The 12,450-nt window shown below is 66.8% G+C and carries 7 protein-coding genes and 2 pseudogenes; 5 read left to right on the top strand and 4 right to left on the bottom strand.

Annotated elements, in window-relative coordinates:
• Positions 1-146: 146 nt before the first annotated feature.
• Entirely contained in the window at positions 147-1,778 is a 1,632-nt protein-coding gene (locus KA712_02150) for a DUF1615 family protein (protein MCG5051738.1), read from the bottom strand.
• Positions 1,779-2,066: 288 nt separating this feature from the next.
• Between KA712_02150 and KA712_02145 the strand changes: the two genes are divergently transcribed.
• Together KA712_02145 and KA712_02140 are read left to right on the top strand one after the other, a co-directional pair.
• Positions 2,067-3,257 carry a hypothetical protein gene (locus KA712_02145; protein ID MCG5051737.1) on the top strand — a complete coding sequence of 397 codons (1,191 nt, stop codon included), beginning with the start codon at positions 2,067-2,069 and terminating at the stop codon, positions 3,255-3,257.
• A gap of 60 nt (positions 3,258-3,317) precedes the next feature.
• Entirely contained in the window at positions 3,318-5,162 is a 1,845-nt protein-coding gene (locus KA712_02140; GenBank protein MCG5051736.1) for a hypothetical protein, read from the top strand.
• On the opposite strand, the gene KA712_02135 is transcribed toward KA712_02140, so the two are convergent.
• A complete protein-coding gene (locus KA712_02135; GenBank protein MCG5051735.1) occupies positions 5,142-5,768 on the bottom strand; it encodes a DUF938 domain-containing protein in 627 nt (208 codons plus the stop codon). The two genes, KA712_02140 and KA712_02135, sit on opposite strands and share 21 nt — an antisense overlap.
• A 169-nt stretch (positions 5,769-5,937) precedes the next feature.
• Here KA712_02135 and KA712_02130 point away from each other — a divergent pair, with 169 nt between their 5' ends.
• Positions 5,938-8,037 (top strand): PAS domain S-box protein, encoded by a 2,100-nt coding sequence (locus tag KA712_02130; GenBank protein ID MCG5051734.1) that lies wholly within the window; start codon positions 5,938-5,940, stop codon positions 8,035-8,037.
• Between the two features lie 101 nt (positions 8,038-8,138).
• Positions 8,139-8,663: pseudogene (locus tag KA712_02125) on the top strand (lytic transglycosylase domain-containing protein).
• Between the two features lie 48 nt (positions 8,664-8,711).
• On the opposite strand, the gene KA712_02120 reads toward KA712_02125, so the two are convergent.
• Together KA712_02120 and KA712_02115 are read right to left on the bottom strand one after the other, a co-directional pair.
• Entirely contained in the window at positions 8,712-9,338 is a 627-nt protein-coding gene (locus KA712_02120) for an XRE family transcriptional regulator (GenBank protein MCG5051733.1), read from the bottom strand.
• A 539-nt stretch (positions 9,339-9,877) separates the two neighbouring features.
• Positions 9,878-11,083, bottom strand: a pseudogene (locus KA712_02115) (right-handed parallel beta-helix repeat-containing protein).
• A 446-nt stretch (positions 11,084-11,529) separates the two neighbouring features.
• On the opposite strand from KA712_02115, the gene KA712_02110 reads away from it, so the two are divergent.
• Positions 11,530-12,351 carry an inositol monophosphatase gene (locus KA712_02110; GenBank protein MCG5051732.1) on the top strand — a complete coding sequence of 274 codons (822 nt, stop codon included), beginning with the start codon at positions 11,530-11,532 and terminating at the stop codon, positions 12,349-12,351.
• The last annotated feature ends 99 nt before the right edge of the window (positions 12,352-12,450 follow it).

Below are 12,450 nucleotides of genomic sequence, written 5' to 3'. Positions count from 1 at the left end.
TTGCCTCTGGGCTCTCGTCCTGTGCCCATGAAAGCGAAGGAGGGTCAAATGATTCAAGGGCCACCCCACCTGGAAGCCTCGTGGGCCCACATCGACCGGAAGGGCCGCTGGCTTTCTGGGGGGCCGCGAGGCCCGGGCCGGCCCGCTCACCGCCCCGGCGCCGGCACCTTGGCGAGGCAGTCCCGGTACCTGCGGTCCACGGACTGCGCGAACCACGCCGTGGAGCGCGTTTGGGAGAACTTCGGGCTGGAGATCGCCACGTCGGGCAAGATGGCGTACTTCGGGGGGCGCCCCGTAAGCTGCGCGAACGCGCGCTTGACCGCCTTGTAGGTCTTCGTTTGCTCGAACGAGGCGCTCTTCTCCCCGCGTGCGTCTTTGCGCAGCTCGCGGACTGAGAGCGCGGGCGCGTAGCGGGCCGCAAACGCCTCGAGCGCCGCGAGCGTCTTCGTTGGCGCGTCAAGGGGTGCGCCCCTTTCATCGTAAGACAGAACGTCACCGTCCCAGGACAACTTCGTTCCGATGAGCGTGCCCACCTGCGCCTGAAATGCGGCGTTGCGGCTGGCGTACACCCCAGCATTGTAGTCGGCGAAGCGATAGATGGGATCTTCATAAGCTGCGGTATGCCCCATCAACCGTGCCGTTCCGTAGTAGATGCCCCCTTTGATCGTGTAAAGCTCGTCGCGTACGTGCGCCGGATCGGTGCCTTTTTCATGTGCCGCCCAGGCTTCGGCGAAGCGCACGTTCACTTGCATGGAACCAGCGGTGGTGATGGGGTTGAGCGCTTCCAGACTCTCCACGTCGAACAAGCGGCTGGCCACGTTCACCGTGGCATAGGTCGTGGGGTAGTGCGCGCGGTAGTGGTGAAGCATGTCGCGAAAGACACGGTCCAGGTCGCCCTCGGTGCGCACCGCATCCAGACGATGACGAAAGCTGCGCGCATCGTCAGCCGAGCGAGCGGAGAGCAAACGCTCGAAGAGCGGCTTGCCTACCAACGGAAGTTGTTCCTGGTGCGCCTCCAAGCGCTGCTTCACCAGTTTCGCAAGCCCCGGGACCGCCGGATCGGCCTGGAAGCCCGATTCCTGCCCCACGATCGCGATGACGGCACAGGCCTCGGGCTGCCTTGGCAGGAGGTCATTTGCAAGCAGGCCATACCAAACGGCCTCTGCCCATTGCGATCGGGGCTTCGCCTTGCTCGGCAACAAAGTCTCGATCTGCGTGGGCGACAGGTCGACGGCGACGGGGGGCTTGGGGCCAGGGCGCACCGGCGCGCGCGGGGTTCCGCACCCGAAAAAGCCTAGTAGCAGCGCACAGACAAGGACGCCGCTTTTCAAGAAGCGATCGATGAACACAGCCTGGGCCGGGTTGATCTTTTCGCGGGCGGCAGACGGTGTAAACAGCTCCGCACGATCGATTTCGGGGAAGCACCGGCGCTGTCCCGACCTGGGTGGCCACTCGAGCTCAAAGGTGTTGGCGCAGAGCACGTGCCCCTCGGGAAGCCGCGCCTCGAACGCCCACGCGTGAACGATTTTTCCGCCCTTCTGCTTCACCTCGCCGAGCGGCCACAGGGGTGGCGTGGGCACAAAGCCCACTTCTTCCTGGAACTCCCGCACGGCGCAGGCAAGCCGCTCCTCACCAGGTTCGGGTACACCCTTGGGAAGGCTCCATGCGCCAAGGTCCTTGTTGCGAAAGAAGGGGCCTCCCGGGTGCACCAGCAACACGCGGGGTCCCTCGGGATCCCGCTGAAACATGAGCAGTCCGCAGCTCACCTTTTCACTCACGCCATGACACTAGCAGAGGGACGTGGGAGGCCGTTCACTCGACGGCAAGTGAGGTTCCGCCTGAGGCGCGTCAGACCAGAGGCTTCAGGTACCCGTAACCACCGCCGTGCAGATCGTCCTCCGACAAACCATCCTCGCGCCGTCGATCGCGGAGATCTGATAGGATTCGGCGCATATCCTCAGATTTTCGTGGGGGCGGCCGCGGGGTCGGTGCAAAAACCCCAAGCGTGGCAGCACCTTCTGCTCACGGCACTTCCCTTGCTTTCCCCCGGACCCGTAGGAGGTACCATGCTCAAGCCTTTGCACGACGCCGGCTCCACGTTCCCCTTTCTCTCGTGTGCGTTGCTCTTGGCCGTCGTGCCGATGGCGAGCGGCTGTCCCTCGGGGGACGGCCTGGATCCCTTCGGGCCGGACGGCTGCACGTACGAGGGTGTGGCGTACCGTGCCGGCGATGGCTTTCCAGCCTCGGACGGCTGCAACACCTGTAGCTGCGGCGCCGACGGCCTCGTGGCTTGCACCCTCATTGCCTGTCTGGGTGGCGGGGGCGGCGCGGGCGGAAAGAGTGGCCCTTCTGGCTGCACGAGTGGGGGCAAGGTCCACGCCGTGGGAGAAAGCTTTCCGTCTCCGGACGGCTGCAACACTTGTAGCTGCCAGGCCGACGGGTCCGTTGCCTGCACCGAGAAGGCGTGCCTCCCCCCGGGTACCTGCGTGCGGGGGGGCTGCTCCGGCCAGCTTTGTGTCGAAACGACTGCGCCCTCGTCGAGCACGTGTGAATACCGGCCCGAGTACGCCTGCTACCAGATGGCCGTTTGCGAACGCCAAGCCGACGGCCAGTGTGGCTTCACGAGCTCCGCCGCCCTCACACAGTGTTTGGCAAACGCCAAGGGCTCCGCGTGCACGTACGCGGGCGCCACGTACCAGGAGGGCGAAAGCTTCGCCGCCACCGACGGCTGCAACACCTGTGTGTGCGGGCGGGGCGGCAGCGCGGCTTGCACCAAGCGCGCCTGCCCGGTGCCCGCCTGCGACTTCAAGGCAAGCTACGAGTACGGCGACATCGGTGGCCTTCGGATCTTCGCCGACCGCTCATTCCTGGCGCCAGGCAACAGCTACCGGCACCAGCGTCAGCCCTTCCGAAGCGACATGCCCTTCCTCAGCTGCGAACCGGCCCTGCCCGAGTGCGGCGCCCTCGACGTCGTGACGGCCCTCGACATCGAACGCGACCTCGGCCACCCCCATGTTCAACTGGCCCTCAGCAAGGTCAGTCCTCCCATTTACGGACGCGACACCCGCCCCGTGGATGGCACGCTCTTCGAGTTCCTGCGTAGTGATGGCCGCGGCTTCCTGGTGGGTGCCGATTGTCCCGACACGTCGAGTTCGTGCCAGGCCATTCCCGCCGGCATCAAGCAGCTCCGCGACCGCCTGCGCGCCCTCGACAAAGCTCAATTGGCAAGCGCGGCGTGCCAGCAAGCCGGGTTTTAGTCCGGCGGCCCGCGGCTCCCGACGGGGCCCCGGGCGGAAAGTCGCTACACTCGCCGGACCTTGATCCATGTCTTCATGTGTACGGTGGCCTTCGGCGCGCTCGCCTGGGCGGGATGGCGGGGGGCGCGCCTGGCCTTGCCGGACTGTGCGTGCGGCCTCGAACGCTTTGTCGCCGCTTGCACCTTGGCGCTCGCGTTGGCTCTGAGCAGCGTGGCCGTGTGGGCCTGGCTCGCAGCGCTGTCTGCAACGACCTTGCTCGTGACCCTCGTGAGCGCCGCCCTCGTGCTCGGCGTGTGGGAACGAGGACGCGCGCCGGCCTGCCCCCGAAGCCCTGAGGCACCGGGGGTCGCGGCCTGGGTCGCCATAGCGCTGGCCGCGTCCACCCTCCTGCTGAGCGCGATTTCTGCCTATTTTCTGCCCGTGTGGCAATGGGACAGCCTCGGCTACCACCTGCCCTTCGTGTACTTCGTGTTGCAGGCAGGCGGCTATGCGGGCTTACCCCCTCTCGTGCCTTACCTTTCAACTTACCCCCACGGCGTCGAGCACGTGTTTTTGTTGATGCGCGCCCTCTTGCCCAACGACGACTTGATCGACGTGGGTCAGATTCCGTTTGGGATCGTGGGTGCCGCCGCCACCGCCGGGGTTGCCCGTCGCCTGGGCGCGCCCCCCTTCCAGGCCTTGGTTGCAGGCGCTTGCTGGCTGGCGCTGCCTGCGGTGTTTTTGCAGCTGCCCAGCAACTACGTCGACGTGGGCGTGGCTGCCTATTTTTTGCTCGTGGCGTTTTGGGTCCTGACGCCCACCCCCGCCGTGCGCCCTCTGCTGCTCGGGGCCGTGGCCCTGGGGCTCTTTCTCGGCGCCAAACCCAGCGCCCCTTTGCCCGTCGCCTTCTTGGGATTGGTCCTGGCCGCAAGACTCAAGACCATCGCGGGATGGGCCCACGTGGGGCTGGCGGGCGGGATCGTGCTCGTGCTTGGCGGATGGTCGTACCTCGACAACTTTCTGGCCACCGGCAACCCGGTATGGCCCATCAACGTGGATTTCGGCCCCCTCCATCTGCCGGGCAACCGCGTGGTGGGCAAGCTCGTGGCCGCAGGCGCGGCGGCCCCGCGCCCTCAGGGCGGCCTGCTTGCGCGCTTGTGGACATCATGGACCACCTTGCACGGCCCCCCGGCCTTCGACATGCGGCTCGGAGGCCTGGGGCCCGCGTTTCTCTTCTTCGCACTGCCGGGCGCCCTCGTGTGGGCGTGGCAACGAGCGCGGACCGCAGGGGGACTGCTCTTGACCGTGCTCGTGCTCATGCTGGGGGCGCTTGCGCATCCCGAACCTTCGACCGCCCGCTTCGTCCTGGCGTTTCCCGCGCTGTGCTTGGCGTGTGCGACGGCGGCGGTTGCGCGCGCGCGGCACAACGTGAGTCAGGGCGTGCTCGTGCTGGCCTGTGTGTTTGCCGGGTGGGGCCTCTTGCGAGCGTTACCGGGGCTCACACCGGATGTCGAGCCTTCGTTGTGGGACATGGCACGCTTGCCTCGAGAGGCGCGCCGCAACGCCATCGGCCCCGACGGATCCCCGGCGCGCTGGCGCCAGCTGACCCAGGGCCTCACGTCCAAAGACGTGATCGCCTTCGACGAGACCCTCACGCTGCCCGGTTTGCTGTGGAACGAAGACCTCACGAACCGCGTGTTGCCTTTGCGCGCGGAGTTGGACGCCTCGCAGGTCCTGGCCCTCATGCAGGCCCAAAACGTGAGCCATTTGGTTGCCGGCGGCGAGCTCGCGGCGGGCCAGGTCGTGCGCGCGCACCCTCACCTCTTCGAGCCGCTTTTTTCCTGCGGCTCGGATCCTTGCCACGTCTACCGGGTGCGCACGTGGCAGCGCGAGAACGAGCCCGGCTCAGCGCCGAAACACGACTGACAAGTTGTTGGCGGGCATCTCGACGATCTCCTCAAGGCGAAGCCCCACGCTGCGAGCCTCACGCTCGACGTCCGACAGGTCGCGCACACCCCAACGCGGATCTTCCACGCGCAGGCGACGATCGAAAGCGGCGTTGCTCTCTGCCGTGTGGCGCCCCTCGCGCATGAAGGGACCGTAAAGATAAAGCGGCGCCCCCAACCCGAGCCTCGCGGCGGCGCCTTCCATGAGCGCCTGGCACGCCGACCAGGGCGCGATGTGGATCATGTTGATGTTCACCACGGCGGCCGCATCGGTCACGGGCCACCGGTCCTCGTGCACGTCCAAGCGCACGGCAGGCAGCTGGTTCGGCCCACCTGCGACCTGGCGCCAGGCCTCTATGCTGGCCAGGTGGATGGGATCGGGATCCGTCGGCTGCCAGGTGAGGCCCGGCAGGGCCGAGGAGAAAAACGCGGCGTGTTGGCCCGTGCCGCTCGAGATCTCGAGCACCGCGCCGCTCGACGGCAGCACGCGCTCGAGCACGCGCAAGATCGGCTCGCGGTTGCGCGTCGTCGCGGGCGCATCGAGCCCGCCGTGAGGTGTAGATCCTGGGTCGAAGAAGGGGGGCATCTCGAAGGCGGAGCCTGCGCGCCGCCGGCGAGCGAGGCAAGGACGATCGGCATCGAACGTGGTGCGAACGTAACGTTTTGCCTGCCGGCTTGCGCCGGGCCTGCAACACCGCAAGCCACGGGGGACACGGCGACGCTTCCTCTCGTTGCCCCACGGAATCCGCGGTGTTATGGACCAAGACCCAGGCGGACGTACGCTTGCGCGCACGGCCGAACGGGGCTCCGTCGTGGAGGGTGTGTGTGGCATGTTCGACTTTTTCAAAAACCTGTTCGATACGAGTGACTTCCCCGCGCGCTGGCACTGTGGAAGGTGGACGACCGGCCACGGCTGGCTTCACATCAGCTCGGACGTTGCCATCTGGGGCGCCTATACGGCGATTCCTTTGGTCATCGCCTACTTCGTGAGGCGAAGGCGCGACACCCCCTTTCCCCGCGTGTTCTGGCTCTTCGCCTTGTTCATCTTTGCCTGCGGGGCAAGCCACTTGATGGAGGCGATCATCTTCTGGCAGCCGATGTACCGCGCCGCCGGCGTGGTCAAGCTGCTCACGGCCGCCGCGTCTTGGGCCACCGTGCTGGTGCTCATCGACGTGGCCCCCCAAGCGCTGCGGTTGCCGGGGCTCGACAAGCTGAATCAACAGCTGCGCAAGGAGATCGAAGAGCGCAACCAGGCAGAGCGGGAGGCGCGCGAGGCGGCGGCGCGTCTGCGGGCGATCGTCGAAGAAGCCATGGACGGCATCATCACGCTCGACGAACGAGGCCGCATCGAAAGCATGAACCCCGCCGTGCGCCGCCTCTTCGGATACGGACCCGAGGAGCTCTTGGGCCAGCAGATCCAGCGCCTCATGCCTGAAACACAGCTGACGAAGCCCGCGAGGCACACGCCCGCCCCCGTGGACGTTCACGAGGACAAGGTCTTCAGCCTCGAACGTGAGGTGCGCGGCCGCAGGAAAGATGGCAGCGAGTTCCCGCTGGAGGTCTCGGTGAGTGAGGTGCGCCTCGAAGGCAGGCGCATTTTCTCTGGAATCTTGCGCGACGCCAGCGAACGCAAGCGGGCCGAGGCCGAACGTGAAGCGCTGCTCGAGAGCGAACGCACGGCCCGCGCGGAGGCCGAGCGCGCCAATCGCACCAAAGATCAGTTCCTTCAGGTGATCTCCCACGAGCTCCGCAACCCGCTGAGCGCGATCATCGGGTACACCCAGCTCTTGCAAGAAGGCCGTGTCAAACCCGAGGGTATGCCCAAGGCGCTCGCGGCGCTGCGCCGCAACGCCAAGGTCCAGGTGCAGCTCATCGAGGATCTGCTCGACATGAGCCGGATCACCAGCGGCAAGCTGCGCCTCGACATCCAAACGGTCAACCCGGCCAGCGTCATCGAAGCGGCGATCGACACCGTGGTGCACGCTGCAGAAGCCAAGCGGATCCGCTTGCACAAAGAGCTGGGCTCGGGTGCGGTGGCGGTCCTCGGGGACTTCGACCGGCTCCAGCAGGTGGTCTGGAACCTGCTATCGAACGCCGTGAAGTTCACGCCCGAAGCCGGCGAGGTGCGGGTCAAGCTGACCCAGGACACGACCCACGTGCGCATCCAGGTCTCGGACACGGGCGAGGGCATCAAGCCCGAGTTCCTTCCCTACGTCTTCGAGCGCTTCCGTCAGGCCGAGGCGGGCACCACACGTCGGCACGGTGGGTTGGGGCTGGGGTTGGCGATCGCCAAGCACATCGTGGAGCTTCACGGAGGCTCGGTCTCCGTCGTGAGCGCGGGGGTCAATCAGGGCACGACCTTCACGGTGACATTGCCGCTGCGGCAGGCCCTACAAAACGAAAAGCAGCCTACGCCAGCCTGGTGCGAGGGCCAAGGCGCCGTGCCGACGCCGGGCGTGTCCGTGGACCTGAGTGGCCTGCGCGTCTTGGTGGTCGACGACGATGCGGACACGCGTGAGTTCGTGCGCGTGGTGCTCGAGGAGCGCCGTGCGCTCGTCGTGACCACGAACTCGGCACGCGAGGCGCTCGCGGTGTATGAGGGCCAGCGGCCTCACGTCTTGCTGAGCGACATCGGGATGCCTGAGGTGGATGGGTACGAACTCATTCGCCTCATTCGGCATCGGAGCCCCCAGGAAAGTCCCGTCCCGGCAGCGGCGCTGACCGCCTTTGCCCGCAGCGAGGACCGGACGCGCGCTTTGCTGGCTGGCTATCAAGCCCACGTGACCAAGCCCGTGGATCCCGTGGAGCTCGTCGCCGTGATCGCGAGCCTCTGTGGGCGCACCGGTCGCGGCTGACCCCGAACCTTCAAGCCCTTCACCCGCTTTTTTGCCAAGCGGCCCGCCCACGGCGACACTGCGCCGTGCGCCGGCGGAAACGAAACAAACTCCCCTCGTGGGTGTGGGTGCTGGCCCTCGTGCTGGCGCCGCTCGTCACCCTGAACCTCCTGGTGGCCACCCTCGGGCGCACCGTGGTGTTTCCGCTCTCGCCCTACTTTCTTCGCGAGAAGTCGCACGCCTTGATCGCCTATGCGCAGCACCGTAGCCGCTGCTTGTTCGTGGGTCACGAGCCGCTTTCGCCCTTGCTCGCGCGCCTCGAGGCTCGGCACAAGCTGCCGCGCCATCTCCTGACGGCCGTCGTCACCGTAGAGTCCAACCTGCAGGTCCACCGGATCTCCTCGACGGGTGCCATGGGCCCCGCCCAGCTCATGCCGGGCACGGCCAAGGACATGAAGGTCGACGATCCCTTCGACCCGGAAGCCAACCTCGGAGGCGGCGCCCGCTACCTGGCCTGGCTGCTTGCACGCTACCGCAAGCTTCCGTTGGCCGTGGCGGCGTACAACGCCGGTCCCGGTCACGTCAAGGATCGCATCCCCGAGATCGGGGAGACCCAGATCTACGTCAAGCGGGTCATGGCAACTTACGAAAGCCTGCGTAGCCAGGACGCCCCGCGGCCGCGGGTGAACAAAGCTTCAGCTGCGCGCGTAGACGATCACGTTGTGGTACCGGGCCTCCGCGTTGCCCGGGTTTTCGTAGACGTGGGGTTGATCGGCCAAAAAAGCGAGAGAATCACCGGGCTCGAGCTCGAACACACTCTGGCCCACGCTCACCCTGAGGAGGCCACTCAGCACCACCAGGATCTCGCGGGTCCCTGCGGCGTGGGCCTCGGCCGCATAGCGCGAGCGCGCCGCCACCCGCAGCTCGTAGACCTCGACGAACGGGGTCACGCCTGCCGGCGTGAGAGGACGGCTCTCGAAGCGCCCGTCGGGAGAGCGCAGCACCTGGGTGTCCTGCCGTCGCAGGACCGCCCCTTCGCTTCTGTGCTCGTCGAGGAGCTCGGCGAAGGGCACCCCGAGCCCCACCGCGATCTTCCACACCACACCGATCGAGGGGTTGCTCTTCAGCGTTTCGATCTGGGACAAAGCCGCACGGCTCACCCCCGACGCGCGGGCCAGCTCGTCCAAAGACATGTTGCGCGCGGTGCGCTCGGCCTTGAGCCGCTGTGCGATCCGCCGCGCCAGATCGGCGGCGCCGACGTCGTCGCCCGGGGGAATCTCCCCTTCCTTTTTTGACCCTCGCGCTGCGTTCTTCGTGGACACGTCTGGCGGAGTGTAGCCAAGGCGTGCATCGCAACACAAGACGGCTGTCTGTTCTTACGGCGCGCCCGGAACGCCCCTTCGTGAAGCGGCGTTCCGGGGTGCCGGCCCGGTCAGCGCCGGCGGCGACGGAGCCTAAGACCGAGCGTCAGGCCCACCAGCGCCAGACCGCCTGCAGCGCCAGGGCGAGCCCCTGGCCCTCCGAAGCTGCAGCCCCCGGCCAAGGTCTCGGGGGGAAGAGGCATACCCATGTCGGGCAAGGGCATGTCGACCTCGGTGTCAGGCAGCGGCGGCCCCGCATCCGGGTTCATCACCACGGGAGGCGCCGGCGGTTCTTCAGGGGCGGGGGCAGGCGGAGGGGGCGCGACGGGTGGCGCCAGCACAGGAGGGGCTTCCGGTGCCGGCGGCAGGGGGGCCGGTGCCGGCGACGGCGCGGCGGGCGGCGGCGCGGCCGAGTCGTCCTCGAACGCTCCCACGTCGATGGGGCCCACGATGACCCGCGGTTTGACCGGCGTCACCCCGCGGACCGGTGGCAAGGAGGCCGGCATGGCCAAGGGACGTGGGAACTCGTGGCCACCGATCGTGAGCGGGTTGTCGCTCCCGGCGTTGACCAACACGCTGCCGACCCTGGGACGCAGGTCCGCAGGTATCGCGCGGAATCCGGGGTCCGTGCCCGTGAGGGTGCTTCGCCAGCCTGCCGGCACGTCGGATGAACCCTGGGGAATCCAGTTGTTCGTGCCTTCGATGATCTCGCGGCCGGCAGCCCAGTCGACCGAGTCGAGGCGCCGGACCTGCACACCGCCACCGCCTTCACGGAAGATGACGTTGTTGTGCATCTCCAGGCTTTCGAGCCCCGTGAAGAGGCGGAACACCGCGCCGGAGCCCTTCGCGAGCAGGATCGTGTTGTTCACGAAGCGGTACCGTCCGTAGGTCTGGCCCGTGCCGTCGCCGCCTGCGCGAATGGTGACGTGGTTCGGATTTTTGCCTCCCTTGCGGATGACGTTACCCACCACATCGGAATCTTCGCGTGCGCGCCGCTCGTCGATTCCACCTTGAGGATCGGGCCCAATGAGCTCGAGCTCGTGATAGTAAGAGCCCTCGATCCAGTTGTAGTAGATCTCGTTGCGCTCGGCGCGCGTCTTCACGCCGTTGCCGCCGTTGCCGTCATGGATGTAGCAGTTCTGCATCCGGAACACGGCGCCTGGATGAGCGTTCTCGTCCGTCGCCATGTAGATCTGGTGCTTCTGATCACCCGCCCCACAGCGATAAACTTCTGTGGCATCGAGTGTGAGCGAGCCCGAGCCGTTGTCGCCTCCCAGGATGCCATGTTGAGGACAGTCGTGAATGGCGGTATTGCGGATGGTGATGTCGTGAGCCCGGTGAAATACGCAGCGGCTCGTGCCGCCCGTGATCTCCACGTTCTCGATGACGTAATGGTTGGCCGACACGTCCACGGTGTTTGCACCGCCGCTGAACACGGGGCGCTTGCCTGAGACAGGCACACCCCGAAGCGTAATGGGTTTACCGGGCGCGCCGGCCTGACGAAGGGCGATGGGCCCGTAGGTGGCGTTTCCCATGATTTCGACGACGTCGCCGGGGGCCAATGCAGGGAGGTTGGAAAAGCTGGCCAGGGGTTGACCGGGACCAACGCGATAGGTGGCCGCGAACGCGCGGCTTTCAGACAGAGCGGGCAGGAGGAAAGCCAATCCAATGGCAACCGCCAGGGAACGGGGCAATGCATGGCGCATGAGCGCTCCTTGTTCGAGGGAGACGAGGGGCCTGCCCGTGGGTGGGACAGGTTCCCGTGAATGGGACAGAAGCGAACTAAGCGTCAGTGGGTTCGGACCCCAGTGGGCACACGCGTGGCAAGTGGACACCGGCCGCTCGGGTCCCACAGGGGTTGCACCGACAGAGCGGGCGAGGTGTTCGACGTGACGGTCACACACACGTCACAGGTCGTTTCGTCGTTCGGGACCAAAGGTAGCAGTGACGATCCAGCGGTCCACGAAAAGATGAGGAGAGTCCGCAGTTCTGGAGGACAAGGGGCTCTGCTGTCCCACAGACCTCGCGAACGAGGTCTCACCGAAGGTTTACGTCGCACCTGACGTCCGTGCGCCTCACAACCTGGCGAACGCCGCTGTGGGTGCTGTGAGCCGAGTTACCGGACGATGAAGAAGACGCTATGGTACACCGCATGTCTGGAACCACTCCCTGGCTCGACCCTCACGCGCTCTCGTCCGCCGAGGCCATCGCGCAGGCCGCCGGTGCCCTCTTGCTCGAAGGGTGGGGGCAGCGCCCGTCAGCTCGCACGAAGGCAGCCGCCACGGATCTCGTGACCGAGTTCGACGGCCGCGCGGAAGCCTTGATCCTGGATCGCCTCACCACGACCTTCCCGACACACGGGGTGGTCGGTGAAGAAGGCGGTCAAGCCGGGCCCGCAGACACGGACTTCGTCTGGTACGTCGATCCGCTCGACGGCACGATGAATTTCGTCCACGGTCTTCCGTTCTTCGCGGTCTCGATGGGCCTGGTCGTCGAAGGAGAGCCCGTCTTGGGGGTCGTGCATGCGCCCGTGCTCGGGTGGACTTTCTCCGCCGTGCGCGGCGGAAAAGCCCGTCTCAACGACGACACCCTCCGCGTCTCGAACGTGGGCGCGTTGCCCGACGGCCTGTTCGGCACGGGGTTTCCCTATGTGGCGGGGCAACCGAACGCAAACCTCCCGGAGTTCACGGCCTTCCTGCACAACACCCACGGCGTGCGCCGCCTGGGCTCAGCGGCGCTCGACTTGGCGTTCGTTGCGGCCGGTTGGTTCGATGGCTACTGGGAACGTCACATCAAGGCCTGGGACTTGGCGGCCGGCGCGGCTTTGGTGGTGGCCGCCGGCGGCCGTGTCACCGACCTCGACGGCGGCACACTGGACGTGCGCAGCGGGCGCATCGTCGCCACCAACGGCCTCATTCACGAACAAACCGTCAATCTCCTCCGCGCGGCCCACGCCGCCCATCCCACGCCGTAGCAGCGATCGAGGCGCACCAGAGCGCGCAGCCGACCCCGCAGGCCGCAGGCAACCCCGTTACCGCAAGGTGACGACCGCAGGCCCTTCTCTCTCGCGGTC

The organism is Myxococcales bacterium, assembly GCA_022184915.1.
GTDB lineage: Bacteria > Myxococcota_A > Polyangia > Fen-1088 > Fen-1088 > JAGTJU01.
This window is presented reverse-complemented; position numbering and strand designations above follow the sequence as displayed.